The sequence below is a fragment of the Fibrisoma montanum genome (genome assembly GCF_003583365.1).
In the GTDB taxonomy this organism is placed as follows: domain Bacteria; phylum Bacteroidota; class Bacteroidia; order Cytophagales; family Spirosomataceae; genus Fibrisoma; species Fibrisoma montanum.
On the sequence record NZ_QXED01000001.1, the window covers coordinates 352,248 to 378,742 of the forward strand.

The 26,495-nt window shown below is 53.1% G+C and carries 20 protein-coding genes; 10 read left to right on the plus strand and 10 right to left on the minus strand.

Annotation, left to right across the window (positions count from 1 at the left end; all coding sequences use genetic code 11):
- Positions 1–75: 75 nt before the first annotated feature.
- The 4 genes from DYU11_RS01470 (at position 76) to DYU11_RS01485 (ending at position 3,393) form a co-directional block, all read left to right on the plus strand.
- Positions 76–600, plus strand: coding sequence for a DinB family protein (locus DYU11_RS01470; protein WP_119665868.1), 525 nt, complete (start codon positions 76–78; stop codon positions 598–600).
- A gap of 269 nt (positions 601–869) precedes the next feature.
- Positions 870–1,253 carry an iron chaperone gene (locus DYU11_RS01475; protein ID WP_119665869.1) on the plus strand — a complete coding sequence of 128 codons (384 nt, stop codon included), beginning with the start codon at positions 870–872 and terminating at the stop codon, positions 1,251–1,253.
- 40 nt (positions 1,254–1,293) lie between these two features.
- Complete coding sequence (locus DYU11_RS01480; RefSeq protein WP_119665870.1) at positions 1,294–1,698, plus strand: DUF6855 family protein; 405 nt, start codon at positions 1,294–1,296, stop codon at positions 1,696–1,698.
- Positions 1,699–1,758: 60 nt separating this feature from the next.
- Entirely contained in the window at positions 1,759–3,393 is a 1,635-nt protein-coding gene (locus tag DYU11_RS01485; protein WP_119665871.1) for a CehA/McbA family metallohydrolase, read from the plus strand.
- Here DYU11_RS01485 and DYU11_RS01490 read toward each other — a convergent pair whose 3' ends face one another.
- Complete coding sequence (locus DYU11_RS01490; protein WP_119665872.1) at positions 3,394–4,146, minus strand: SDR family NAD(P)-dependent oxidoreductase; 753 nt, start codon at positions 4,144–4,146, stop codon at positions 3,394–3,396.
- A 191-nt stretch (positions 4,147–4,337) separates the two neighbouring features.
- Here DYU11_RS01490 and DYU11_RS01495 point away from each other — a divergent pair, with 191 nt between their 5' ends.
- A complete protein-coding gene (locus tag DYU11_RS01495; protein WP_119665873.1) occupies positions 4,338–5,030 on the plus strand; it encodes a class I SAM-dependent methyltransferase in 693 nt (230 codons plus the stop codon).
- A 375-nt stretch (positions 5,031–5,405) separates the two neighbouring features.
- On the plus strand, positions 5,406–5,567 hold the full coding sequence (locus DYU11_RS32915) for a hypothetical protein (RefSeq protein ID WP_158600200.1): 162 nt from the start codon (positions 5,406–5,408) through the stop codon (positions 5,565–5,567).
- A gap of 524 nt (positions 5,568–6,091) precedes the next feature.
- On the opposite strand, the gene DYU11_RS01500 is transcribed toward DYU11_RS32915, so the two are convergent.
- On the minus strand, positions 6,092–6,919 hold the full coding sequence (locus tag DYU11_RS01500; protein WP_119666673.1) for a hypothetical protein: 828 nt from the start codon (positions 6,917–6,919) through the stop codon (positions 6,092–6,094).
- Between the two features lie 427 nt (positions 6,920–7,346).
- Between DYU11_RS01500 and DYU11_RS33570 the strand changes: the two genes are divergently transcribed.
- A complete protein-coding gene (locus tag DYU11_RS33570) occupies positions 7,347–8,888 on the plus strand; it encodes a sensor histidine kinase (RefSeq protein ID WP_119665874.1) in 1,542 nt (513 codons plus the stop codon).
- A 29-nt stretch (positions 8,889–8,917) separates the two neighbouring features.
- On the opposite strand, the gene DYU11_RS01510 is transcribed toward DYU11_RS33570, so the two are convergent.
- The 7 genes from DYU11_RS01510 to DYU11_RS01550 all read right to left on the minus strand — a co-directional run bounded on the left by DYU11_RS01510 (position 8,918) and on the right by DYU11_RS01550 (position 19,035).
- The gene (locus tag DYU11_RS01510; RefSeq protein ID WP_119665875.1) at positions 8,918–10,198 is read right to left on the minus strand and encodes a Y-family DNA polymerase; all 1,281 of its coding nucleotides are present in this window, start codon (positions 10,196–10,198) and stop codon (positions 8,918–8,920) included.
- The gene (locus DYU11_RS01515) at positions 10,195–10,650 is read right to left on the minus strand and encodes a LexA family protein (protein ID WP_119665876.1); all 456 of its coding nucleotides are present in this window, start codon (positions 10,648–10,650) and stop codon (positions 10,195–10,197) included. Before DYU11_RS01515 ends, DYU11_RS01510 begins: the two co-directional genes overlap by 4 nt.
- Before the next feature lie 217 nt (positions 10,651–10,867).
- Positions 10,868–15,742, minus strand: coding sequence for a glycoside hydrolase family 9 protein (locus DYU11_RS33135; RefSeq protein WP_158600201.1), 4,875 nt, complete (start codon positions 15,740–15,742; stop codon positions 10,868–10,870).
- A gap of 289 nt (positions 15,743–16,031) precedes the next feature.
- Entirely contained in the window at positions 16,032–16,847 is an 816-nt protein-coding gene (locus tag DYU11_RS01535) for a helix-turn-helix domain-containing protein (RefSeq protein ID WP_119665877.1), read from the minus strand.
- 33 nt (positions 16,848–16,880) lie between these two features.
- Positions 16,881–17,834 carry a hypothetical protein gene (locus DYU11_RS01540; protein ID WP_119665878.1) on the minus strand — a complete coding sequence of 318 codons (954 nt, stop codon included), beginning with the start codon at positions 17,832–17,834 and terminating at the stop codon, positions 16,881–16,883.
- Positions 17,835–17,837: 3 nt separating this feature from the next.
- A complete protein-coding gene (locus tag DYU11_RS01545; RefSeq protein WP_229365658.1) occupies positions 17,838–18,350 on the minus strand; it encodes a GNAT family N-acetyltransferase in 513 nt (170 codons plus the stop codon).
- A 265-nt stretch (positions 18,351–18,615) separates the two neighbouring features.
- Complete coding sequence (locus DYU11_RS01550) at positions 18,616–19,035, minus strand: hypothetical protein (protein WP_147367864.1); 420 nt, start codon at positions 19,033–19,035, stop codon at positions 18,616–18,618.
- A gap of 436 nt (positions 19,036–19,471) precedes the next feature.
- Between DYU11_RS01550 and DYU11_RS01555 the strand changes: the two genes are divergently transcribed.
- Positions 19,472–20,347, plus strand: coding sequence for a helix-turn-helix transcriptional regulator (locus tag DYU11_RS01555; RefSeq protein ID WP_119665881.1), 876 nt, complete (start codon positions 19,472–19,474; stop codon positions 20,345–20,347).
- Positions 20,348–20,377: 30 nt separating this feature from the next.
- Here the strand turns inward: DYU11_RS01555 and DYU11_RS01560 are convergent, their stop codons facing one another.
- The gene (locus tag DYU11_RS01560) at positions 20,378–20,770 is read right to left on the minus strand and encodes a DUF983 domain-containing protein (RefSeq protein ID WP_229365659.1); all 393 of its coding nucleotides are present in this window, start codon (positions 20,768–20,770) and stop codon (positions 20,378–20,380) included.
- A gap of 1,104 nt (positions 20,771–21,874) precedes the next feature.
- On the opposite strand from DYU11_RS01560, the gene DYU11_RS01565 reads away from it, so the two are divergent.
- A complete protein-coding gene (locus tag DYU11_RS01565; protein ID WP_158600202.1) occupies positions 21,875–24,661 on the plus strand; it encodes a HEAT repeat domain-containing protein in 2,787 nt (928 codons plus the stop codon).
- Positions 24,662–25,233: 572 nt separating this feature from the next.
- Entirely contained in the window at positions 25,234–26,466 is a 1,233-nt protein-coding gene (locus DYU11_RS01570; protein ID WP_158600203.1) for a site-specific integrase, read from the plus strand.
- Positions 26,467–26,495 lie beyond the last annotated feature (29 nt).

A 26,495-nucleotide genomic window follows, 5' to 3' on the forward strand; every position in this document is an offset into this window, starting at 1 on the left:
TAACGTGATCATGGCTATATTGAGGTTTATACAGTTGAATCTGAATACCTTTGGCTACAACAGGCCACCATCTTCATGATCTTCTCCCTCGACAAAGCCATCGAACTTCTTGAACGAACGCCGGACGTTCTTAACACTATGCTGCTGGGCCTGTCGGCCGACTGGACATCGGCGAACGAAGGGGGCGACACCTGGAGTCCATATGACGTGATTGGCCATCTGATCCACGGCGAACAGACCGACTGGCTGCCAAGAGCCGAAATTATTCTTTCCGAAAGCGTCGATAAGACCTTCAGGCCGTTCGACCGGTTCGCGCAGTTTGAGGACAGTAAAAGCAAGTCTCTGGCACAATTGCTGGATGAGTTTGCCGATGTACGCAGCCGGAACCTTGAACGGCTCCGCGCCTTCAACCTCACCGACAGTGATCTGGGCAAGAAAGGCATACATCCGGTTTTCGGCGAAGTGACGCTGTCTCAACTGCTGGCAACGTGGGCAGTACACGACCTGAACCACATCGCCCAGATTTCCCGGGTTATGGCGAAACAGTACAAAAACGAAGTAGGCCCCTGGATCGAGTACCTGCGTATCCTCAAGGCATAAGGGAATGACAACTAAATTCACGAGTAAAACAGGCAATCGTCAATGGACACACTCACATTAAGTCAGGTCCACAGACCAGGTGAGTTTTTTGAAAGACGTAACCGACGAGACGGTAATCTGGAAAGAATTCGGTTTTGAAACGGATTACTCCGAGCCCGAGTTGGCTCTCTATCAAACAATTGGCCCCTTTGTGTTTAACAAAGCCGATTACGTCAAAACGCTGGAAGAGCTTAAGGGTAGATTAGAGGAATAGTACGACTTTAACGTATATGATGACGTCTAAACCCAACACCATCGACGAATACATTGCTGCGTTTCCTACCGACGTACAGACGGTTTTGCAGCAGGTTCGGGCCACCATCCGGAAAGCCGCACCGGACGCCCAGGAAACCATCAAATACGCCATGCCAACCTACGTTCTCGACGGCAACCTGGTGTACTTCGCGGCTTTTCAGTACCACATCGGGTTTTACGCTACGCCCACCGGCAACGAAGCGTTTACAGAGGATCTGTCGGGGTATAAAACCGGCAAAGGCTCCATTCAATTTCCACTGAGCCAGCCTATGCCGCTCGACCTGATCACTCGAATCGTGAGGTTCAGGGTCGCGGAGAATCAAAAGCGGGCCCGTCTGAAGACGAAAACAAAAGCGTAGATCGCTTAAGTTGACGTCGGCAGTTTAACCTTTTTTAGCCATGGAAACGGAAGGTACCAAAGAAACCCCCTGGAAGTTGAAGACTCCGGCGCAAACGGCTGACTACGAGATGTACAGAGCCGAACGAGATGGTAAGGACGTATTGGTCTGCGTAGTAGGCAAAACCACCTTGATGTATGATTACCAATGTCTTCAGGATCTTCACGCTATGCTGAAAGAGCACGGAGACTGGATGGAACTGGGCAGCGCCGACGAACAAAAACCGGCCAAGGACGGGACCGTTGAAGCCTGGGGCCGGTCAGCCACGAACCCAATGGGTGGCTGGTACGGCCTCAAGCCAGGATTTCGCGGGCGATTTGGCATGTACATACCACCGCTGATGGAAAAATTAGGATTGGCCGAGGTTACGCACGATCCGAAAAACAACAAGATGAGAGCCCGATAAAGTCTGAATCTGACTGGCCATTTGCCTTTACTCAAGCACTCCGTCTGCGCTCAACGCCCTATGCATCGATCCCGGCAACTTACGATCTGGCTATTTCTGATACTATCCGGCTTCCGCCCGGTAAGTGCCCAGTCGACTACCGGACGTACCCAGAAAACGAGCCGGGTTGAGATTCAGATTCTGGATGCAACCACCAAACGGCCAACACCAGCCCGCATCCGGATCACGCAGCACAATCGGGTTGTACCGCTTTTGCCGACCGAAGCGGTAGCGGTCATGTATGGCCTCTGGGATCACGAAGATGGATATGCCTACCAGCCCGACAGTTCCTTTTACGTAGCGGGTACCTTCTCGCTCGACCTGCCACCCGGTACGTACCAGCTGGCGCTATCACGAGGGAACGAATACCTGCGGCAACAGCATGAACTCGTTATCAAACCGGGCAATCCGGTTCGGAAAACCTACACCCTTCAGCGGTGGATCAACATGGCAGCTCGCCACTGGTACTCCACCGACGGCCACATTCACATCCGCCGGTCGCCCCGCGAGAATCCGCTCATCATGACCTGGCTTCAGGCCGAAGATGTCAACGTTGGGGCGCTGCTCCGGATGGGCGATTTCTGGGAAACGTACTACCCGCAATACGCCTACGGCGAAAAAGGCAACTACCAGCAAGGAAACTACCTGCTCACCACCGGCCAGGAAGACCCCCGGACTCCCGAACTTGGTCACGCGTTTGCCATAGGTGCCGGCAACCGGGTCCGCCAACGCGACCGGTATTACTTCTTCGACGAGGTATTTGACAAGATCCACCAGCTGGGTGGCCTCACGGGTTACGCTCATCAGGCCGAAACCTTCCACGGCTACCGGGGCCTCGTACTCGACGGCCTGCGCGGTAAAGTCGACGCCCTTGAGCTGCTCCAGTTCTGCGTCGACGAGCAGCCGCTGCATACCGAGCATTACTACCACATGCTCGACCTCGGCATTCCCCTGACCGCTACAGCCGGCTCCGACTTTCCGTGGTGCGGCCAGGATCACGGCCACGGCCCACCCGAACGGACCTCGCGCATTGGTAACGCCCGGTTCTATACGCTGATCAATGGCCCACTGACGTACCAGACCTGGCGGAAGGCCGTGCAGGCCGGTCATACGTTTGTGTCGAGTGGTCCCATCCTCGACCTCAGCGCAACAACCACCGATCACCGCAGAGCAATTCCGGGCGACCGGCTGGATCTGAAACGTACCGATAAGATTACCGTCACCGTTCATGCCTACGGTCATGCCGGTCAGGTGCCGTTGAGCGCCCTGGAACTAGTCAGCCACGGCAGCGTAATTGGGCGCGTTACCTCCAGCGACACCGGGCAGTCGGCGGCTCATCTCTCGCTTGAAGTACCGTTCGGCGCCATCCAGCGGGGGCAGTGGCTTGCCGCCCGCTGTTACGCAGGGCCCGGTCAGGCGGCTCATACAACGCCGATTTACGTCACGGTTGAGGGAGGCAGCTTCCATAACCCAGAAACCGCCCCCCGGTACGTTGACCTCTGCGAAAAATACCTGAAAGAGATCGAACAGGAATTGACCGGTCCCCGCCCCGAAACCGAACTACAAGCCTGGAAATACCGGGATGGATTGCAGGCCCGGATAGCCGAAGCACGCCGGGTGCTCGACGACCTCAGAAAGAAGTTCAAAAATCCGTAGTTACCGCGCCAGATACCCGCCGTCGACGGGGTAGTACGAGCCCGTCACGAACGACGCCTTATCCGACGAGAGCCAGAGCACCAGCTCCGCTACCTCCCCGGCCCGACCGAGCCGGCCAAGCGGATGCAACGCAACCAGCATCTGCTTCTGATCGTCGGGCAGCGCACTCAGCAACGGGGTTTCAATGTAGCCCGGTCCGACTGCATTAATACGGATACCCTGCGGAGCATATTCGAGTGCCGCCGTTTGCGTTAATCCGATCACCGCGTGCTTAGCCGCTACGTAGCCCGGTGAATTAGGCGTACCAACCGCCCCCAGAATGGATGCCATGTTGACAATAACCCCGTTTCCCTGCCGCTGCATGGCCTGAAGCTCATATTTCATGCAGTAGAAAACACTGTTGAGGTTAATATTGATAATCTTTTGCCAGCCCTCCAGCGAGTAATCGGCCGTTGTATTCAGCTCACCACCAATGCCTGCGTTATTACAGGCAATATCCAACCGGCCGAACTGCGTAGTAGCTTCCGTAACGAGTTGTTCGCACTGCGCCGGATCACCTACGTCGGCCCGAACGAAATGCCCTTTCACACCCATACTGCTGATCTGCTCAGCCACCGCCTGCCCCTGTTCTACGTCGATATCAGAGATAAGTACGTTGGCGCCCTCCTGCGCGTACAGCAAAGCGATGGCTTTGCCTATTCCCGACGCCCCGCCTGTCACGAGCGCCGTCTTTCCGGCTATTGTAGGTTCCATACCAGTTCGTTTTGGGTAGAACAAGCCCAACCCTGAAATGTTGGTAGTTCCTGTCCCAATCACGTAGTTTCCCGTAGGTGCCTCCCCGCAAAATTCCCTGTTTTACAAAACCCGTAGGACTGCGCTAAAACCAGTCGGCCGACTGTGTGATTTTTGCATCACCAAAAACTCGTAATCGACCTCTTTTTATCATGGAAAAACAATTCTGGTTCAAATCGTGGGAGTTAGAAGGCCACTACACCAGTTTTCACCGCAAAGACATCCATCCCTACGCCCTCAGACATTTGCCCCCGCACATGCTCGAAGGCCGATCCGTATTTGTACCACTCTGCGGCAAAACCCTCGATATGTTGTATTTCAGCAAGTTTGCCCGCTGCGTAATTGGTGTGGAAATCGTTGAGAAAGCAATCATTCAGTTTTTCGAGGAAAACAACCTGACTTACCAGCGGTTTGGCGACCGGTTTGTTTCCGGCAACATCACGATCTTCTGCCGGGATATGTTCTCACTCACAGCCGAACACCTGGGTCCTATCGACATCGTGTACGACCGGGCCTCGCTGGTAGCGCTGCCCTACGACATGCGGATGCGATACCTGCAAACGCTCGAGTCACTCACATCGGTCGGTACTCTCCTGTTCCTGAACACACTCGAATACGAACCGACGCTGCCCTCACCACCATTCAGCATCAACCCCGACGAGGTAGCTTCGTATTTTCCCAACTACCTGATCCAGCATGTTGAGCAGCCGGTGTTGCCCAACCACAGTATGGTGCGCAAATTCAACCTGTCGTTCCTGATTGAACACGGGTTCACCATGCATAAACTGTACGACGCCCCAACCGAGCTGTATACACAAACCATCAGCGATTCAGCTCTGGTTTAGCCGGACATCTTGCCTTAGTGCGCTTCCTGATACGGCGTAACCAGACGTTTACTAACAAAAAAGACAGCTTTCTTGCGGGAGCTGTCTTTTTTGTTAGCTTTCATCCGTTCGCCCCTTCAGGACATGGAGCGGAGCGGGGTTACCAGTCGAATTAACGTTAACATAAAGCGAATTTGCAAACAATCTGTTATCGAATAAGTTACTCTTTTACTACCCAAAAACGCCATTTACTAACAATGAAGGCACATAATTAACACATTTTGCAATAAACCATAAGTTACTTATTGGTAGATAACTGATAATGAGTTATCTTGCAGCGCCTTCACTTTTAACCTAGACGTAACGATGAGCCAATCAACTTCTGACACTTCGTCCATGCAAACTGGTTGCAACGATCCGGCTTCTGTTTTTGACTCGCTGATGGAACAGTATGTGATGGCAGTTTCTGAACGGATAACGCCCACCCGAAAAGCAGAACGGGATGGTCTGACCAAGCTGATGTCGCTCGTACGGCAATCCGGCCGACGCCCCAGCTAATTGATTTTTTCCCAGGGCAGTCCTTTATCTACGCGACTCGCAGCCAGCCGTATCTGATCAGATCAGATACAAAATGATCCGGCGTGTCTACGCGAAGGGTTAATCCTCCACTCGCCCGCTCAAACCGACTTGCGACCTGTCTCATGTAAGCATGGATAGACAACGTAGCCGGCATATTGCTTAACATCCGGAATTGCTCTATAACTTCTACAGACGATCTTGCCTGGATTTGATTCGCTTCATGTAGTGACTGAGCCTGCATATCAAGTTTCTTCTCGCCAAACGTTTTCACTCCTCCTGCCACCCTAAGCTGACTTAGGCTACAAGCCACCACATATGTTCAGCAGCTGTAAATCTAACTGAGTGTAAATAACTAATTATCAGGCAATATTAGGGGTTATTTACGGTCTAAAAAAATAAAACGCCAATCTGCACCATATTTGCAGGTTTAATTATACAAAAACTTCTTGTTACTAAATAGACTAATAGTAAAATTTGTTTCAATCATAAATCACCAGATAGCTTTATTTCGCCTGTATGTTAGTCGCTTGCTTCGGTAGAGAGGTATATTCAGTTATACGGAAAACTTCCTGCCGCACAACGTCGAAGGTGCGGGTCAGCTGATCCTGAATTTTTGCCGTTTCGGCGGTTAATCCGGTCGTTCCTGCGCTGCTCAGCACGTTTAATCCGGCTACGCTCCTGGCCACGAGTAAGCCGTATCCTTTCTCACTGCCATTGGGCACGACAAGCCGCGAAAAATTCCAGCCGTTCAGGGCCGATTCTTTCATACGTTCCTGCACTAATCGCTTCATGGGTGCCACCAGCCCCGACCAGTTTGCGCCGGGGTCGCGCAGCCGCATCAGGTCAAGTACAACCAACGGGGTTTTATCAGGCGCGAAATCCGCGTTGAAAACAGCATCGACCGTTTCCCAGATCTCCATCTTGACAACCGGTGCGGCCGCCCGGTCGCGCTTTTGCAGATCGGCCATGCGGGTCTTTACGCTGTCGCCGTATAGCCGTGCCATGGCGACCGGCGACGCGCCTTTGAGGCTCATCTCGCGGGAAACAATAACCGTTACGTAGTCGTACTCGGTAGGGTTGGTGTTGGAACTCATCTGCTTCACGAGCATGTACCAGCCGATCAGGTTGCCTTCGTCTACGGCTGCCTGATTGATGGCCCGCCATTCGCGCTCGACCGGCAGGGCATCCTGGATAGTCAGGCCAGGCGACAACTTATGAAAAATCAGGTACGTATAGGCTTTTGGCGATGACTTGACTGCCTGTCCAAAGCCGGTCTGGGTCATGAGGGCTGTCAGCAGAACAACAGACAGTCGGGCAAAGAAGGTGAGCATGGTGCTGATCGAACTAGGTTTCTGTGTAAAGCCTGCGTCGGGGGCTACTTTACCCATCCGTACGGACGAAGGGAGTGCATTTCGTTCAGATAACGTATATACAACACAGTTCAACTGAACCGCACGGCAAACGAACGCTGAACCGCCTTGGGTTTCAACCGCGTAAAGTCGGTGTGCGAAAGGATCTTAGTCAGAGTGAAAAGTTACGCGGCTGTAGACCGGAAAAATCATTATCCGTCGAAAACCAAGTACGGTGATCATCAGTTGTGTCCCATATAGTGATGAATATAACGCGAACCAGTAGGTACCAACACCCACTTTTTGTAGTTTAGAAGTCCGTTAGGGTCGACTACTCAACCGTATTCTGGTCAGGCTGAACTAGCCTTTCTCCATACGTAGCCCTAACCTAAGGTATTGTCTTTGTTCCATGCTGACAACGTTATTGAATGACTCCTCCGCGGAAGAACTGCTTCCGCTGGCCGACGACCTACCGGTGATCATCTGGATGACCCGGCCAGATGCCTACTGCTTTTACCTGAATCAGCGCTGGTACGATTACACCGGACAAAGCCCCGAGACCGCCCTGGGCCTGGGCTGGCTGACAGTTGTTCATCCCGACGATGCTCAGCGTTCCGGCGACATCTTTCTGGAGGCTAATCAGAATCAAAAACCGTTTTCGCTCGACTACCGACTCCGGGCCGCCGATGGGTCATACCGCTGGATGAAAGACACGGGGCGTCCGCGGTTCGATCAGCAGGGGACGTTTCTGGGCTATGCGGGCTCGGTGGTCGACATCCACGAACTGAAGATGACGCAGGAACGCCTGCGACTGGCGATCGAGTCGACGGACCTCGGAACCTGGGATTTCTACCCGCATACGGGCGAATTAATCTGGTCGGAGCGCTGCAAGGAACTGTTTGGCCTGCCCCCCGACGCATACGTCGATTATGCCGTTTTTCTGCAGGGCATTCACCCCGACGATCGGGACAAGACGGATGCCGTTGTACAATCGGTATTGCAACCCGGCAACGAAGGTTTTTATGACATTGAATACCGCACCGTGGGCCTAACGGATGGAAAACTGCGCTGGTTACGGGCCATTGGGCAGGCGTATTTCGGCGACGACGGCACAGCCAGCCGGTTTATTGGGGCCGTGCTCGACATCACCCAGAGCAAACTGGCCAACGAACTGCTGGAGCAGCGGGTGGCCGATCAGACCCACCAGCTACAGGTAGCCAACGCGGAGTTAAAGCGCTCGAACAGTAGTCTGCAATCGTTCGCTTACATCGCCAGCCACGATCTGCAGGAGCCGCTTCGTAAGATCCAGTCGTTCGGCGACATGCTCAAGAGTCAGTATGCCGACCAACTGAACGACGGGGTCGTTTACCTGGAGCGGATGCAATCGGCGGCCGGCCGGATGTCGGCGCTCATTCGCGATCTGCTTACCTTGTCGCGCATCTCCGTGCGGCAGGACGATACAACGCCAGTTTCCCTCAACGAAGTCGTCGGGGCTGTGCTGTCGGATCTGGATCTGGCTATACAGGAGTCGAAGGCGACCGTAACGGTTTCTCCTTTGCCGACGCTCGAGGGCGACCGATCGCAGTTAGGCCAGCTGTTTCAGAACCTGCTCAGCAACGCCCTGAAATTTCACCGGCCCGGAGAGTCTCCGGCCATTCACATCAGTGCCAGACAGATTCGGGACGCTGACTTGCCTTCGTCCGTTCAGCCCACCCGGCCCAGCAGTACGTATTACCGCATCGACGTGGCCGACAATGGCATCGGGTTCGACGCTAAATACATCGATCGGATCTTTGAAGTCTTTCAGCGGCTCCACACCCGGAATCAGTACGAGGGCACCGGTATTGGCCTGGCTATCTGCGAAAAGGTGGTCGCTAACCACGGCGGGGCCATCACGGCCGCGAGTGAACCCAACCAGGGCGCTACGTTCAGCGTGTATCTGCCCGCCTGACAGGGCTTTCGTACCAAACCGGTGAGCGGTCAGCTAACCCTCAGAATATCCTTCCAGCGGGTTGTGTAGCACGGCGACAGCCACTGCTGTTTCATTTTCCAGGCGGGACTGTAGCCCTGGGCCGCCAGCCGCACTTTGTCGCGGCCGTGCCGGTAATTGAGCTGATCGACGATCTGCGCCAGCCGGCCCAGCTTTGGGTCAGGTTCGCTCGTAAACAGGCACTCCTGCCGAAAAGTATCGTCGACCAGGTCGTTGAGAATAACCCCGACTTTCTGGTACCGATAGCCGGGTTTGTAGATGCAGTCAAGAGCTGCCAGGGCGTAGCGGGTCAGTTCGACCGGGCTGGTGGTCGGATGGGGTAGCAACACCGACCGGCTGTTGGCGTAATACCTGGCCGGTTCGCCATTGGCCGATTTGGCGTGCCGGTTCGTGTGCAGAAATACCGTAATGACGCCTGCTGCGGAGCCCTGCCGCCGGAGCTTCTCCGACGCCCGGGCAAGGTGCGTAGCCAGAGCCTCCCGGATCAGTTTCAGATCGGGTATCATATCCCCAAACGAAGGAGCCGTACAGATGCTCTTTTTGGGACCAGGGTCGGTTTCCAGCAGGTTGCAGCGTTGCCCCCGCAGTTCGTAGGCCAGCCGCAGCCCGTTGACGGTCATTATGTCCCGAATCCAGTCGTCGGGAGCCTGCCGCAGGTCCCAGGCGGTTTTAATATCCAGCCGTCTCAGCTTCGATGCGTAGCGGGACCCTACGCCCCAGAGTTCACCTACGTCAAAATCCGCCAGGGCCTCCCGGATCTGCGCTTCTGATTCCAGCAGCACAACACCCCGGCTGGCCGTTACGCGCTTGGCATACCAGTTCGCTACTTTGCTCAGCGTCTTGGTAGGCCCAATGCCAATGCTGACCGGAATGCGGAGCCACTGCGCAATTTTGGCCCGCATGTGCCGGGCCAGTCCCTCCAGGTCGGGATAGACGGAGCCGTAGCCATCCAGGTCCAGAAATGCCTCGTCGATGCTGTTTACTTCCACGGTCTCGACAAAGCGCCCCAGCAGACTCATCAGCCGCGCCGACGTATCGCCGTAGAGGGTATAGTTGGACGAAAACACCCTGACATCCGCAGCCTGAATCAGTTCGGCCTGCTGAAAGAACGGGTTCGCCATTTTAATACCCAGCGCCTTGGCTTCCTGCGAACGGGCCACAATGGCCCCGTCATTGTTGCTGAGCACGATCACCGGTTTTCCGTTCAGGGCCGGGTTAAAACTCCGCTCCACCGAGCAGTAGAAGTTGTTGGCATCAACGAGGGCAATCATAGTTTGAGCAGTTTACCAATGCGGAACGTAGCGACCCCGAAGATCTGGAAAGCGTCGCCGGGCTGTACGTAAATCGGTGCATAAGCCGGATTCGACGGTTCCAGAATCTTGAGTTCTCCCCGAAACCGGATGCGTTTGAGGGTATGCCCGTCTTCTACCCAGGCGACCACAATCCGGCCGTCCGTGGGCTCAATCGACGAGTCGACCACAATCCAGTCGCCTTCGCAGATAAAGTCGCCGGCCATGCTGTCGTTGATGGCGTGGACGAAATAGGTGGTATCCGGATTGTACACGCAGAGATCATTGAGGTCGCAGACCCGTTCGGTGTAGGCATCCGCCGGGCTGGGAAAGCCGCAGGGTATGTACGCGTCAAAAAACGGTAGCTGATACCGGCGCACTACGGTTCCCTTAATGATATTCTCTGGTTTCAGACGATCGTTATTCTCAAGCATACAGCACACAACAGGCTAAATCAATACATGACCGCTATATTATATTTTTGTATTGTATAACACAACTATATTATAGTAATTGTGTTCGGCGCGAACCAACCCGGCCTTATCGCCACGAGCCACCGGACAGGCGATTCAATGGTGATAAGGCCGGGCAGACTTTTGCGTATTGCTCTCCTAAACCCTCTAGGGGCTTAGGGTACTAATGAACCTGATATCAGTTCGCTACGATCAGGCGTTTAACCAGTTTCTTCGTGGCCGTCTGCCACGTTACCAGATACGCACCGGGCGCAAGTCGGCCGACATCAAGCAGGTATTCGTTCCGGCCGATCCGGGTTTGTACCGACTGCCGATAAGCCACCAAACCGACCGGGTTCAGCACCGTCAGCGTACCTGCTTCTGCCTCAGTCGTCAGAATCTGTACTCGCACGGGACCGGTTGCCGGGTTTGGACTTACGGTCATTTCGCCTTCGGGCGGCACTTCCGACGACGCCGAAAGCCGGGCGGCTCCATTTGGGGTTTCGATGCGGACGTTATCCACGTAAATCAGGTTAGCTCCCGACGCCTGCGACTGAACGGTCAGCCGCTTGATTTTAGCCGGATTGCCTAACTGCGCCATGGTGATTACGACCTCCTGCCAGACGTTCGGCGTCGGCTGGAAGCTAACCGTCCGGCTGGCTCCACTTTCGTTCTCGGCATTGGTCGTTACGGCGATGGTTTTGTTCGTCGTCGCGTAGAGCCAGAACCGGATGGTTGTCTGGGGCGTTGGAATCAGGTGCGTACTGCGGAACAGCGACCAGCCGCCCCAGCCATCGGTATAGGTCAACGACGCCGACTTCTGCCCTACCTTCACTGGGTTCGGGTTCGCATAATTGGTTTTGAGCGACCACGACCACTCCTGCCAGCCGGGGTTCAGCGCTTCGTCGTAAATCATGTCGACGGTCGACGAGCCCGGGCAGAACGTAGTCGTTGCGCTCGTCGGTACGCTGTTGGCCACTACGTTTCCGGCCGCATCTTTGGCCGTCACCGCAAAGGCATACGCGGTACCGCACGTCAGGCCGGTTACGTCGAGCGACGTAGCCGTTACGTTGCCGTTCAGCAGGTTACCGTCCTGATACACTTCGTAAGCGCTTGCATTCCCCGACGGTGTGGTCCAGCTCAGCCGCAGGCTGGTCGTCGCTACGTTGCTGACTGACAGGCTGAAAGACGGCTCCAGGCGGATGTTGTCGAGGTAAATCAGGTTCGTGCCCGGTGCCTGCGACTGAATGGTCAGGCGTTTGATCTTGACCGGATTGCCCAGCTGCGCCATAGTCAGCACCACTTCCTGCCAGGCGTTGGCGGTAGGCTGGAACGACACGTACGGGCTCTGACCGGTTTCGTTCTCCGTGTTGATACTCACGCCAACAGTCTTGTTCGTTGTCGCGTAGATCCAGAACCGAACGGTCGTCTGGGGCGTAGTAATGAAGTGATTATCCCGAATAACGGACCAACCACCCCAGCCATCGTTGTACGTCACCGCCAGCCCATACTGACCCGCTTTCACTGGATTCGGGCTTGCGTAGTTGCGACCAATCGACCACGACCACTCCTTCCAACCCGCGTTCAGGGACTCGTCGTACACGACATCGCTACCGGACGGCGGGCAGGCCGAAGTCGTTGCACTGGCGGCTGCACTCTGCCCCGATTTGTTGCCGGAAGCATCCTTCGCCCGCACGGTAAACGCATAGACGGTACCGCACACCAGATTACCCACGGCCAGCGACGTATTGGTTACGTTACTGGTCAGCAGCGTCCCGTTCTGATACACCTCGTACGCGGTTACGCCCACGTTGTCGGTCGACGCCGTCCAGGTCAGCATCAGGCCCGTAGCGGTTACGTTGTTTGCCGCGAGATTGGTCGGTACGGTCGGTGCTTCACCGTCGGCGCAGGCCGAAGTCGTAACGCTCAGCGGACTGCTCTGGGCCGATTTGTTGCCTGAACCGTCTTTGGCCAGCACCGTGAACGTATAAGCCGTGTTGCAGGTCAAATCCGTTACGTTCAGCGACGTGCCCGCTACAGTGCCGGTCAGCAGCGTCCCGTTCTGGTACACCTCATAGCCCGAAACACCCTGGTCGTCGGTAGCGGCTGTCCAGGTCAGGGTCATACCCGTAGCCGATACGTTGCTGCCGGCCAGGTTTGTAGGTACGGTCGGGGCCTGCGTGTCGGTACAGGTTGCCGACATTACGTAAATCGTGCTGCTGTTGGGCGATACGTTCCCGGCAGCATCCTTCGCCCGCACCGTAAAATTGTACGAGGTGTTGCAGGTCAGCCCCGTTACGTCGAACGAGGTGGTCGTTACATTGCCGTTGATCACGGTGCCGCCCTGCAGGACTTCGTAGGCCGTCACGCCGACGTTATCCGTTGAAGCTCCCCAGTTCAGGCGCAGGCTGGTTGCCGTTACGTTGCTGGTGGTCAGGCTCGACGGAGCGGTTGGTGCCTGGGTGTCGGGCGTTACGTCACCGGCTACGAGCCGCACATCGTCGATGATGAAGCTTTGGGTTCCGCCCGAACCGTCGGCAAACGAAATCCGCTGAAACTGCGCCGGATTGCCCCATTCGCTCCACGGAATCCGGACGAGCGTCCAGGTGTTGGGCTCGGCTGAGATGCGGTAAAAATCGGCGGTTGGGCCGGTATCTACCTGGCTCATCGTTACGCGCACGGGTTTGTCGGTACCATAGAACCAGAACTGTACGCCACCGGGGTAACTGGCCGTATTCAGCACCTCGCTGTTGCGTAAACTCAGTGCTCCCCAGGCCACCGTTACGTTCACCTTCAGCGACTTCTCGCCGAGCTTCACGGGGCTGGTATTCGCAAAATCCTGCATGCTGTTCCACGACCAGTTGGAGAACGTATTCTTCAGCGCATCGCCGTAGATCACGTAGTCGTTTGCGCTGGGTGCGGGGGTGTTCACCGTCACGGCGTTGCTCGGATTCGAGCGGTTGGCCGAAAAATCGATGGCTTTTACGGTAAACACGTAGCTATTGCCCGGCGCCAGCGTCTCGATGCTGATGAACGTCTGGGGTGTTTCGGCGATTTTGGTCCCGTTCTGGTAAATTTCATAGGCCGTCACCGCCCGATTGTCCACTGATCCGGTCCACGCGAGTTTTACCGAATACGGCGACAGGTCCGACGCGACCAGGTTAGTAGGCGCCGTGGGTGGTTCCGTATCGGTCGGGTCCGACGTAGGCGTCATCAGTCGGCTCAGCAGGGCTACGTAGGGTGCCTGGTTGTAAATGGCCACTTCCGTAAAAATCCACGAGTTCTCCGGGAACCCCGTGTTCCAGTCGCGGTAGCGCTTCTGCAACGGTTCGTTCCGGATATCACCCTGAGTACCGTCGTACTGATCCATGTTGTTGGGACCGCCGGTCAGGTAGCCCGGTGCCGGACCTTTGGGCGACGTCAGGGCATTGTCCCAGGCCGTACCGTCGGCGAACCAGGTGTGGTAAATTTCGTTCTGTGAGTTTTCGGCCCCGTAGGCGTACATGTTCGACAGCATTACCTTGCCCTGGGCGTTCACCCCGTGGAACCAGTGCAGGTATTCGGCCGCCACCTCGCGGTACAGCGCCTTGCTGCCGGGGTTGATGTTGAAATCAACGAAGTCCATGTTGGCTACCCCAGCATTGCCGCGTACCTGATTGCTGCCCCAATGATACTGCGCGTCGGCCATGTGAGCGCGGTAGAGGTCGGTGCGGGCGTTGTAGTCGTTGATCGACAGTACACTGTTCTGCTGGCTTTTCAGGCTCCGGATTGCCGACGCCACCGAGGGCGTAGCGGCCGGATTGGCGGCATATCGCAGCAAGGCCGTATGCACGTGCATACTGTACGGTCCCCACCACTCGTTGGCAATCGGCTGAATCTGGGCGTAGTATCGGTCGACAATCGCCTTGTATTCGGCTTTACCGGTGGCTTCGAACAGGTAAATAGCCGCCACCACCGCCGACTGCAACTGAAGATCAGGGCGACGGTCGGAGTCACCGGACTTGATGTTCCCATCGTCGCAGTCGGTCTGGAACACGGTAAACGCCTGGGTCGTCTGCCGGGCCCGCGCAAACGCCCGTTCCGCCCGGGCAATCAGGTCCTGCGCGTAGGTGTTCAGGGCCGGAATGGTTCGAAATACGGCTCCACCCACGGCAAACATAGCCGCCCCCGACAAGGTCGACGACGTACATTCGGGCAGGTAGTAGCGGGGTCGCGTATCAGCGCTGGGCGGGTTGGTTTCGTTGTAGTTGTCTACGCCGACCTTCAGCAGCAAGCCGTCCGTACCGGTAGCGTCCTGCATCCGCTTCATAAAGTCCAGTTCCCACTTCACCTCGTCCAGAATATCCGGAATGCCGTTGCCAGACTCCGGAATGTTGAAGTTATCGCCGAACACCGACGGATTCAGCCGGTACGACTCCAGCAGAATAGCCACCGGTTCCTCGGCGAAGGTCACGTACTTGTTCATGTCGCCGGCATCCATCCAGCCACCTGATACGTCGCGGGCGGTGAGCGGGTCCGTTTTGGCGTGGCGGCTCCGGGCCTCCCGATCCTGGCCGGGTCCTTGGTGCGTAGCGCCGTCGGCCCATTTCAGATCGGTGTAGGGCGGTTGCTTGGCGAAGTTGATCCGCTGGTAGAAGTACGTCCGGACGGCCGCTTTCAGCACCTCATTGTAAACATTGTCGCCGATCTCGAAGCGGTACGAGCCCACGTTGTTGCCTACATCGAAAACGTAGTACGAGCCCGGCGTGTTGACCTGCGAGAAGTCGAACCACCAGCCTTTATCGCCGGATGAAGCCTGCGTAACACCGTCTTTCCAGGCCTGGATGGTACCGCTGAACACAACGGCATCGTCCGTCCATCGGCGCACCTGATACTGGTTGACTCCCGTGCTGGCGTTGAACGGTTGGCTGGCATTGGAACCGGCCTGCGGGTTTACGATGACCGCCACTTTGCGGGCATTCTGCAGGTAGCCAAACTGATCGATCCGAATGGCTCCGGTTGTGGTGGGTGGTGCGGCCAGGCTACAGTTTATGGTCAGCAGCCAGACCAGAATCCATACAATTTGCTGTTTCATAATAGTTACTCCCGCGCCCTCTCGGGTAATTTTAGCGTTACATAATTGCTCTTTCAGGGCATAAAAGCGCGAGCAAACATAGAGGGCGGAGGAGCCGGGCGCAGACGTGTTCGGTGCCAACCGTCAGAAACAGCGATTGAGTTGACGGAATCACCTTCTAAAATCGCCCGCGTTATGGCGTACGGAACTTCTGTGAATGGGGTAAGCTTTTCGGTTTGTTGTGAGTACCACCCGACCGGTACCCCCAGGGGTTTGCGAGCATTCACTCCAGGGTACCAACTGAAATCCTTTACAAAGCAGACGGGCTCCGGCGCGTCAATTGCTTGCTGGCCCGGACAAAATGCGAGAAATCGGTGTAGCCAATCGTGTCGAAGGCAAAGGTGCTGCCGTGTTCGCGGTAACACTTTAAAGCGTGTTTGAAGCGGATCAATTGCTGGCAATACTTCGGCGAATAGCCGACAACGGTGGTAAAATGGCGGTGGAGCGAACTGTACGATACGCCCAGGTGCCGACAGAGCGTGTAGAGGTGGTCGTCGCCGAGGGTATCGACCGTATCGAAGCGATTGATCACCCGCTGGACCAGTTCATACCGCCAGTTGTCGTGGGCGGTTCCGACCAGCGGCAGCAGCGCAGCTTCGGCCACCTGCACCCGCTGGCTGAAGGTCCGGGCGCGTTGAATCTGTTCGGTAAAACCGGGTAATCGGAGCAGGTCGCTCAACGTAGTAAACTGATTGGCCAGTTCAGTCCCCGGCAGTTTCGTCAGCTGTCCCACCGCGCCCGGCTTCAGCTTGATGCAAAAATCGTGGACACCGGCCGGGTACGTATTTACCAAGGCATCGCTTACCGCCCCGAACAGATTCGTTCCGCTGACGGCCGTCTGTTTTCCCGTCGACGTATTGCACGATAGCCAGCCGACCTCACTCAGATTGACGTTGATGACACTCGTTACGTTCGGCAGGGTATTCAGCAGGAGCGGCTGGGCGTTCTGGCCGGTGAGGTTAATCTCGAAATAGTAGGCAGCCAACGACTGCAGCGGCCGGCTGGGATACGCAATCCGGAAGTACGAAGCGGTTTCTTCCTCGAAAAGTACGCGACTCTGCTGCATGGTAAACCTAACCCTGGTGCTTTCTGCCCAAAGTTAGAAACCAATCAGCCGATATAGCAACTCAATGCCGAATCCTGTGGTCAGGAGCCGTTCTTTTTTGTTCTGCAACAACTGCTGCGTCCAGTCGACGTAGCCGCCGTCGCCAATCTCGATCACCTGGCCGTTTATCTCAATATCAATCTTGTATTGCAGCCCTTTGTAGTAATTATTTTCCCCAATGGCGTCGGTATGGGCTTCCACAACCACATCGGGACGCTGTTCGGCAACGTAGGCCCGAAGCTGCTCCACAAACGCAATCGGGTCGGGATACCCTTTGCGGGGAGTGAGCCGGAACCGCAGCCGGTCGATACGTAGCTGCTCGCGGAAAAACGCCGTCATCACTACGATGTGCTCGGTCAGGGCTTCTTTTTCAAACTGAAAACTACCCGTGTCGCGCCCGGACGTAACCAGACAGGCCACTTTGAAATGGGGACGGAAACCGGGAATCTTCGGTACGGGGGGCGTCCGCAGGTGCCGGTGAATGGTGCCAAAGTGAAGCCGGTCGGTGGGCTGATCGGGCTGCCAGCCGCCCCTGTGTTTCAGATCGGCAATGTGCAGGGCCAGGGCGTTGGTGGCGTCGGCCATTACTTCCGTCTGCCGACCGGCCGACAGCACCTTCTTCTGATCGGCCGTTGCCACGACGGAGCAGCTACCCAGTGCCGACACCGGCGAAAGCTCGATGGGCGTAAACCCGAACTGGCTGAACGTTTCATACGCGGTGGTTTCCAGCCTGCGCAAGGCCAGCACGTCGACATCGGCCGGCTGCACGAACCGGTTGCCCCGGTAGCTTTTCAGCAGATCGGGCGCCGACAGTTGGGCGGCTTTCCGGCTGAACAGGTCCAGCAGCACCGAGTTCAGCTCCGAACTGCTTAATTCATCCGCCAGCACATCGATCAGATCGGGCTGATCGACGCGGGCCAGAATCTTCTCAACAATTGATGCGTCCATAGCTCAGGGTGTGCGTAGCAGACCGTAGCGGTGCTCGTCGAGCAACACGCCGTTTTTAAAAATTGCGTTCGGCGAAATCCCCTCCGGCTGAAAGCCGTTTTTGGCCAGCACCCGCATGGACGCCGGGTTCGACGAAAAGATACCGGCCTGGATACGTACCAGCTCGGGCTGCTCGCTAAACCCCACCGCGACGATCTGCCGAACGGCCTCCGTAGCGATGCCCCTCCCCCAATACGGCTCCCCCAGCCAGTAGCCAATCTCAGCGGTACGTCGGTATACATCCGGCTGCGGCACGAGTCCGACCGTTCCGGCAAACTCCGGCCCATACCAGATGCCGAGCACCAGCCCGAACTGCCTCGCCAGAGCGCCTTCTATAAACGCGGTTGCATCGTCCAGTGAGTACGGGTGCGGAAACACATCCCGTAGCTGCTGCCAGACCCTGATGTTATTTGCCAGCTCGGCCATTTGGGGCGCTACGCTCCTGTCCAGCGGCTGTAGTCGTATCTCGTCGTTCATCGCCATTCGTAATGAGGAATAACAAAGATGCACAGCCGGTTAGAAACGACAGGTGTAAAAATCTACCAATTTCTGGAAACTGTCAGAAGCTTTCTGTCATTCCGAGGAACGATGAATCTTCGAGTGAGGCTAAGAATACCTCCGGCTACAGAAGATTCCTCGTTCCTCGGAATGACAAAAAAATCTACCAACTTTTTTGCACAAATAACAAGCCCCGCCTTTCGTAGAAGGGCGGGGCCTGCGAAACTAAAGGTATGCCTGCGAGCTACTGCTTCTCAACCGACACCTGTACGGTATACTCCTCCAGCTTAATTTCCTTACCCGCTTCGGGGTAGGGCAAAACCTCGTTGAGGGTCAACCGATACGTCTGGTTGTTGATCGTGAACGAAGTCTCGACGGGTTTTTCGGGATAAGCCGGCAGCGTTACGTCAACGGCTTGCGTAGTGCCCTGGGCACTGGCCTCAAACTGCACCTTCACGGCACCGGCCGTAATGCAACGGGCGTTGATGGGGCACCGGCTGTCGGCAATCTGGGCTACTTTCAAACCGAGTGAATTACCGGCCAGGCGAACACTCTTCTGGTAGGCCACTTTCTGTTCAGTTGGTTGAGTAGGGGCCACGGCGGTTTGCTGGCTGCAGGATGCCATCAAACCCAGAAAGGCCAGACTTAAAAACGCATTTTTCATAAATGTAGGAATTGTAATGGTTACACCCGTATGATTCTTCAACCCAGCAAACCGTTGTAACGGTACAGCCGCTACGTCGTTAATCAGGGGGCTTTTTCTCCGTAACCGCTTGTCCATCAAGCTACCCGTCAGCTTATTTTTTGCGATAATTTTTAACGTATGCCTGTTTGTTTAATGTGAGTTACGCCTGTTTTTTTGTCATCCCGACGCAGCCGGGCGGCCGGTGCCGAGGGATGACAAAAAAGCTCATTAGCCTTTAATGGGCTATCCACAAATCACGTTAAACCAGTGTCAGCACGATACAGCCGGCGGCTGGGTTCTGGTTGTTTAAATGATTCGGCAGGGGTAGTCACTATCTGCCGGTAAACCGTTATCATTGATAAACCAAAGCCCTGTTGAGGCCGTTTCGCTCTAAACGCGACAGAGTCGAGCCTACATGAACGATACCGTTTTACCTATCCTGCACATCGATGACTTCGAAGAAGCCCCCCGGCACCACCCCGACGTGTACGTTCAGCTATTTCAGGAGCACGTAGCGCAGTACCAGTTCATCCGTACGCCCCACCGCCACGACTTTTACCTGCTGGCTCTGTTCACCCGGGGCGAGGGCACCCACACCATTGACTTTGTTGAGTACCGGATTCAGCCGGGCAGCGTGTTTTTCATGTCGCCCGCGCAGGTGCATACCTGGACCTACTCCGATGATACGGAAGGCTACCTCATCTTTTTCAACCCGGCGTTTTACCTGGTCGACTACCCCGCCCGGAAGCTGTTTGATTTTCCGCTCTTTCACGCGCTGGCTACGCCCCCCGTCGACTACCTGTCGGCCGAGAACGCGGCCGACATCAGCGAGCTGTTTGTACGGGTTTATCAGGAAACGCTTGGCAGTAACTATCGCCGGGAGGATATCATCCGGTCGTATCTGAACATCCTGCTGGTGAAACTGAGCGGTTTTCTGCTTACCCACCCGTCGAATCGACTCACGGCGCACACCCAAAGCCAGATCCAGCAACTGGAGCGGCTCGTCGAAGCGCATTACCTCGATCACAGGTCCGTGCGGGACTACGCCGACCTGATGGCTCTGTCGGAAAAACAACTGTACACCGTTTGCCAGACGGCCCTGGGCAAATCCCTGCAAAAGATCATTCAGGAACGACTGCTGCTGGAAGCCAAACGGCTGCTCGTCCACACCGACCTTTCCGTGGCCCAGGTGTCCGACCGGCTGAACTTCCAGGATCATTCCTACTTCAACCGCTTTTTCCGCAAGGCAGCTGGCGTTACCCCCGAGCAGTTCCGGCGGGATTATCAATAGTAACGGCCGACGTCAGTACGTCAGCCGCGTTCAGACCTGTTCGTTCGGCAGACTGACGCGGTGCCGCTCGGGCCGCACAAAAATGGTCAGCCACGTCCGGCGGGCCATCCGGAAAAAGTAAGGCGTCAACAGAACCAGCGTAGGGAGCAGCCCCATCAGGTAATACTCCAGTTCGATATTGAGCCAGAGCACCGCTACGAAAAAGGTAGCCAGCGTCCAGATCGTGAAGAAAGCGTAGCTGACAAACATGGAGGCCCAGTAGAAGCCCGGCTCAGGGGTAAAGTTCAGGCCACAGTGCGGGCAGTGGTCATGCATCTTGTCAAAGTGCCGGCTGAAGGCCGTGTTGGTCACGAAGAAATCGCCCTGGTGGCAACGCGGACACTTATTAAAGACAATGCTATATAATCGGCTGTTGGTAAACATGGCTTTTGCGTGTTCAGGACGGCCACAACCCACACCCAACGCTATCGGGCCCGGGTTAACCGCCATCACAAAGATAGCCCAGCGCCCGGCCTATTCTCAGGACAAATCAGCCAATGTATGGCACAAATCGGAAGGGAAAGATAGTTAAGTTTGTCCTATTGTAATGTTTGTTTTGGCAACTATCACACTTTGAGAGTCTAGTTCCACACTGCCATAATTTTAGGGGCTCTTACACGAGCTATTGAATAAAGCCCTCACTAAGCTGGATTGATAGGATGATCAATAGCAACCGCGCCCGCAAACTTTATGCTTTAAAGCGGCTCTTAGAAGGCGATGAGCGAGCCGCCAGCGCCCTGATGCCTAAGCTAACATTAGACCTAAATTAGTTCACCGCTAATGAGCTTGACACCCTACGACGCTTTCAGAAATCTTGCCCAAATGGGTTAATTTATCTGGCAGAGGTAGAAAGGTTGTTTGGGCGAGCGCTTAAGGTAGTTCCTCAACTTAAACCAGCCACGTTTTAAGCCGTGCCACGAGCCGAAAAGCTAAAGATGATGTGATCAGGTCGTTTTTTTGCCGTTTCATAAATGAATTTGCAAAACACAACAGATTGTTAAGTTTTGCAAAAGTCTTATTGAGTAATTTATGAAATGATTCCTCTTCAAATTTGACCCAGTTGATAGTTTTTGTAAAAAGGACACCGTATAACTAACGCCCTACGGTGTTATTACTTTTCGGCTTAAAGTTTTTGCATTCGTCAAGCTCAACAAGTAATTCGACAATAGTTAACCCTGCATCTACATGAAAGCGATACGTATATTGTTTGACATGGTAAGCTTAGCCGCTGGACGCCCATCTACTTGCTTTGCTCGTTATAACAACTTAGCTGGAACTAGATTTTTAACGGCTGGCTAATGATAGTAATTTTATGTGGTGGTGACTTTACTCAGCTTCTATACTATTGTACCGTTAATAAAACGCTCGATTATATCCTTGAGTTGGTAGGTGCAGCTTTGTATTGTTAAATAGCTTATGCGGCTTTTCATTCAGGTGAACATGAACGATCAATTTTGTCTACGAATATAATATTATATGTGCATAATTATGAATTTAAAGACTACATCACTACTGCTACTCTTATTTAATACTTTGGTTTATACATTAGATATAAAAGCGCAAGCACCGTCGTTAGATGAATCAATTGACGAACTGAGTAACACAGACACTTTAAAACGTCTTTCTGCGATTCGGGCCTTAAGTATATTAGGGCCTGCTGCTGCAAAAGCTGTCGATCCGTTAATAAAAGTTATTAACACGGATCGAAACAGAACAATTCGTATAGAAGCCGTTGATGCATTGGGTAAGATAGGGCCTGACGCTGCAAAAGCTGTTGATCCATTGATAAGATTTTTAAGGGGCACTGACGGTTACCTGCAAATGAAGGCTGCTATTGCTTTGGGTGAAATAGGGCCTGACGCTGCAAAAGCTGTTGATCCGTTGATAGAAAATTTAAATAGCAAAACCGATCTAGTCAAAACATCTGCTGTTTATGCTTTGGGTGAAATAGGGCCTAGTGCTGTCAAAGCCGTTGATCCATTAATTAATTTACTTGAAAATAGAGAGTTTACTGTACAAAGTGCTGTTGCTCTTGGTGAAATAGGGCCTGGTGCTGCCAAAGCCGTTGATTCACTGATTAAGCTTTTGAAAGACCCTAATTTCAGTGTACGAACCAGTGCCGCCGAAGCGCTTGGGAAGATAGGGCTGGTAGCTTTCCGTTCGCTAATAAATATCTTGAAAGAGGCTAGTTGTGATTCAACAGAGCATACTGCAGAGTTAGCTGCTGAAGCCTTAGGAGCTATGGGGCCTCAAGCCGTCGATTCACTAGTAAATATACTTAATACAGCAAATTCTGTCCGATGCGTACGCAAATATGCTGCTTATGCTTTAGGCAAGATGGGGCCCGGTGCTGCTAAAGCTGTCGATCCACTGATTAAGCTTTTGAAAGACCCTGATTCCGGTGTACGAACCAGTGCCGCCGAAGCGCTTGGGAAGATAGGGCCTAATGCAGCTAAAGCACTTAATTCTTTACTAAAGCTACTGAATGATCCATATACTGCGCCTTACCCAAGATTGGCTGCAGAGACTGCTATAATATCTATATCTGATAATTCAGCAAAAAGGGCTGATAAGATTCGGCTTGATAGCTTACAATTTATCATAACACAGTTCGAATCTTTTCTATCTAGTTTTAAAGATCAAATTTTAACACAGGCGGATAAAGACTTAGTATCAAAAATCAATAGTGATATTAATTCTATGAAATATACAATAGATCAGAGAAAAGGCTTAATCGTTAATAAAATAATCTCCCTCGCCAAACAGTTTCCGGTGCCCGCTGCTGTTGTCTTGTTGGCAATCGGTTTGTTGTTGCTTTGGTCAACTCTGCTGTGGCTTTCTCCACTTAGTTTATTAACTATTAATAACGCTATACGAAATTTCTCACCGGATATTCCCAAAGTGGGTAAAGTACCACTTCGAACACTTACGATGGCCAGTCTCTTTAATTATCATCCTCGTGTGCTCGATGCTTGGGTTGAAAAATACGCTCCGGAAGCCAGACAGCGGTTTAACCGGCGCAAGACCGTTCTTGATCGTCGAGTACATGTTTCGGTTCCAACAGTACTTGATGATGCTACGATCCCTGAACTTAAACCTGATAATCTTAAACCTGTTTTTGCTAATACCCAATCGTGCCTGTTAATCTGGGGAGAGGGTGGGTCAGGAAAAACCAGTCTGGCTTGTCAAATTGCTAATTGGGCCAGTTCAGACGATGTGGCCCAACGCCTTAAGCCGCATCGGATGCTACCTGTATTGATAGAGCATGAGTTAGTGGACGGCGAAAAAGGGAAACGGTTATTAGTGGCTATTACCGGTCAATTATGGAGCCTAATTGATACCGAGAGTACTGTGCCTGATGAACTTTTGGAGCAGTTGCTTCGACAAGGACGTATCCTAGTATTAATTGACCATTTTTCAGAGTGCAGTGAAGAAACGAGAGCTGAGATTCGGCCTGCTACGCCTAATTTTTTTGTTAACACCTTGGTTATTACCTCGCGGATTGATGAGCCACTCGGTCATATCAATCGTCATACTCTTAAGCCCTTGCGCATTGAAGGCAATCGGCTTTCTAGGTTTATCGACGTTTATTTGGTTCAGCGGAATAAGCGCGATCTTTTTTCTGATCCAGAATATTTTGATGCCTGCCGTCAACTTTCGCTGATGGTAATGGGTGACCGAAATATAACTGTTTTGTTGGCCAAGCTTTTCGCCGATCAGATGATAGTTGTGAAAGAGAGTTCAGATGAGACTGATTTACCCAAAACCGTCCCGGACCTCATGCAACGTTATGTAAAAGAATTAAACCGGGGCATCAGCGAAGCCAGGATAGAGGATTCGGAGGTACTGAGATGCGCGCGTATTGTCGCCTGGGAGTGTCTGAAACAAACGTTTTTGCCGAGTTCTGCTGCCCGAACACGTGTATTGGAAGCTCTAAACGGGGAAAATGGTAATAAAAAGCTCCATTATTTAGAAGAACGACTACGGTTGATACGGAGCATTGGCGAGGAAGGGGACTGGGTTCGCATATCGCTAGATCCTCTGGCTGAATATTTGGCCGCTCTACACGTACTCAGGGCAAATGGAGCCAATCTGGATAACTGGCGGAAGTTTTTGCAGTATCTTGACTCAAAAAGTATCGAGCTAAAAAAGATATCCGGTTTTCTGTTGGCTCTCAGCGACTGCTGTCAATCCTACAAAGATAGCTTGGGAGTACCAAATGAAATATGTCTTGAGTTAAATTTTCGAGCAAGTAAGAGCGGGGGTTCAGACTAAGTAGCCATAGCCTTAAAAGAGAACTACCAGCATTACCAGAATCTTGCATATTTCTAAACAATCGTACACTTTTCGTCACGGGTAAGCTATAGATAAACTTTTTTGCCTAAGGTCATGAATACGCGATTCTGAGCACGATTGGTGTGTGCATTGTTAGCCTTCGAACAAATAACCATTTTTTGATTAAAGGAATACAATGCTGGCAGACCCCTTTGAGCTGCTTTTACGGCTCATGATAATTTTCGTACAATTCATTATAATGAGAAGCTACTATGATATTGTACCTAAAATAAAAAAGCCAGTTAACATTGCTGCTAACTGGCTGATTTTCAATCGTGGGAGTTGAGGGATTCGAACCCCCGACCCTCTGCTTGTAAGGCATGAAGCCTTATATTTCAGCTACTTTCTATTTACTTTTATTGCCCTTGTTATCAAGCGTTTATAATTAATATAGTGCTGATTAGTATTGGTCATTTACGGTTATTTATGTATTTTTATGTACACCAAAATGTACACCGTCCCGAATGGCTAATAGCTCCCTGCCTACAGATCGACTACCCCAGATTAAAGTTATGCTCTACACCAGCAAGACGCTGGCTGGCGGCTCTCATCCTCTTCGCCTTCGTATCACAAAAGACAGTAATCGTAAATACATATCGATTGGCGAAAGTAGCCCGGCCACATTGTGGGATTTCGATAAAGAGTTACCCCGCCGTAGCCATCCTGAACAAAAACGGCTACTGGCTTTAATTAAAAAATGGGAAACTACCTACGCCGAAGCTGCCAAGTATCTTCAGGAAACAGGGCATCCCTTTACCATTGATATGATTGTTGACGCCGTTACCGAGGCTAGCAAAAAGCCACGACGGGAGCGCAAAGGGGTCATGCTGCTATCCTATTTACAGGAAATTTATGAACAGCTTCTAGCTGCCCAGCGTGTGGGCAATGCCAATGTTTACCGAGATACCCGCCGGGTGTTGGCTAAGTTCTTGACAGATAAAGATTGCCCGCTTTCTACAATTTCTGTACAGTTTCTGAATCGCTTTGAAACGTATCTAAGGGGCGAGGGGTGCGCCGATACGACGATGAGCGTTTACTTCCGCACTCTCAGAGCGGCCATGAACCGAGCAATTAGTGAAAAGCTATTACCGGCCGATCTATATCCGTTTAGCCGTAATTCTGCCCAACGTGATAAATTTAGTCTGGCAAAGTTTGATCTGGGGACCCGTAAGCGGGCCATAACCAAAGATGAAATTCGAGCAATAGAGGCATTAGACCTACCTACCCCCCGGCTAATGCTAGCAAAACACCTCTTCTTATTTTCCTACTACGCTGGCGGAATTAACTATGTTGATATGGCTCAACTTCGATGGCGCAATGTACAAGGGGGGCGGCTTCAATACGTACGCCAAAAAACAGGGGGGTTATTTAATCTGAAACTATCCGCTGTAGCCCAATCAATTCTAGATTATTACTACCCTTTTACTGAGTCCGGCTTGGAGTCTTACGTCTTTGGCATTTTAAGTACAGAGCGCCACCGACTGCCCCAACAGATTGCCAACCGTCTGCATAAGATCAAGGGGCAGGTGAATACCGATCTAAAGACGATAGGGAAAAAAGCGGGTATCGCCACACCACTAACTACTTATGTGGCTCGTCATAGCTTTGGCACCGTACTTCGAAAGTCAGGTGTTTCAGACGCCTTAATCTCACAGGCTTTTCAACACACTACGGAACGTACGACAAGAATCTACCTTGATTCGTTTGAGAATGAATTAATTGATGAGGCTTTCGAGAACCTGTAGCTTGATTTTTAGATAACAGCACTGGACAA

Excerpts from the sequence above, each read along its gene's own strand:
- DYU11_RS01560 (WP_229365659.1), bottom strand. The coding sequence starts at position 20,770 with ATGTTTACCAACAGCCGATTATATAGCATTGTCTTTAATAAGTGTCCG.
- DYU11_RS01495 (WP_119665873.1), top strand. The coding sequence starts at position 4,338 with ATGGAAAAACAATTCTGGTTCAAATCGTGGGAGTTAGAAGGCCACTAC.
- DYU11_RS01485 (WP_119665871.1), top strand. The coding sequence starts at position 1,759 with ATGCATCGATCCCGGCAACTTACGATCTGGCTATTTCTGATACTATCC.
- DYU11_RS01470 (WP_119665868.1), top strand. The coding sequence starts at position 76 with ATGATCTTCTCCCTCGACAAAGCCATCGAACTTCTTGAACGAACGCCG.
- DYU11_RS01475 (WP_119665869.1), top strand. The coding sequence starts at position 870 with ATGATGACGTCTAAACCCAACACCATCGACGAATACATTGCTGCGTTT.
- DYU11_RS01490 (WP_119665872.1), bottom strand. The coding sequence starts at position 4,146 with ATGGAACCTACAATAGCCGGAAAGACGGCGCTCGTGACAGGCGGGGCG.
- DYU11_RS01555 (WP_119665881.1), top strand. The coding sequence starts at position 19,472 with ATGAACGATACCGTTTTACCTATCCTGCACATCGATGACTTCGAAGAA.
- DYU11_RS33135 (WP_158600201.1), bottom strand. The coding sequence starts at position 15,742 with ATGAAACAGCAAATTGTATGGATTCTGGTCTGGCTGCTGACCATAAAC.
- DYU11_RS01480 (WP_119665870.1), top strand. The coding sequence starts at position 1,294 with ATGGAAACGGAAGGTACCAAAGAAACCCCCTGGAAGTTGAAGACTCCG.
- DYU11_RS01565 (WP_158600202.1), top strand. The coding sequence starts at position 21,875 with ATGAATTTAAAGACTACATCACTACTGCTACTCTTATTTAATACTTTG.
- DYU11_RS01570 (WP_158600203.1), top strand. The coding sequence starts at position 25,234 with ATGCTCTACACCAGCAAGACGCTGGCTGGCGGCTCTCATCCTCTTCGC.
- DYU11_RS01515 (WP_119665876.1), bottom strand. The coding sequence starts at position 10,650 with ATGCTTGAGAATAACGATCGTCTGAAACCAGAGAATATCATTAAGGGA.
- DYU11_RS01550 (WP_147367864.1), bottom strand. The coding sequence starts at position 19,035 with ATGAAAAATGCGTTTTTAAGTCTGGCCTTTCTGGGTTTGATGGCATCC.
- DYU11_RS01500 (WP_119666673.1), bottom strand. The coding sequence starts at position 6,919 with ATGCTCACCTTCTTTGCCCGACTGTCTGTTGTTCTGCTGACAGCCCTC.
- DYU11_RS01535 (WP_119665877.1), bottom strand. The coding sequence starts at position 16,847 with ATGCAGCAGAGTCGCGTACTTTTCGAGGAAGAAACCGCTTCGTACTTC.
- DYU11_RS01545 (WP_229365658.1), bottom strand. The coding sequence starts at position 18,350 with ATGAACGACGAGATACGACTACAGCCGCTGGACAGGAGCGTAGCGCCC.
- DYU11_RS01540 (WP_119665878.1), bottom strand. The coding sequence starts at position 17,834 with ATGGACGCATCAATTGTTGAGAAGATTCTGGCCCGCGTCGATCAGCCC.
- DYU11_RS32915 (WP_158600200.1), top strand. The coding sequence starts at position 5,406 with ATGCAAACTGGTTGCAACGATCCGGCTTCTGTTTTTGACTCGCTGATG.
- DYU11_RS01510 (WP_119665875.1), bottom strand. The coding sequence starts at position 10,198 with ATGATTGCCCTCGTTGATGCCAACAACTTCTACTGCTCGGTGGAGCGG.
- DYU11_RS33570 (WP_119665874.1), top strand. The coding sequence starts at position 7,347 with ATGCTGACAACGTTATTGAATGACTCCTCCGCGGAAGAACTGCTTCCG.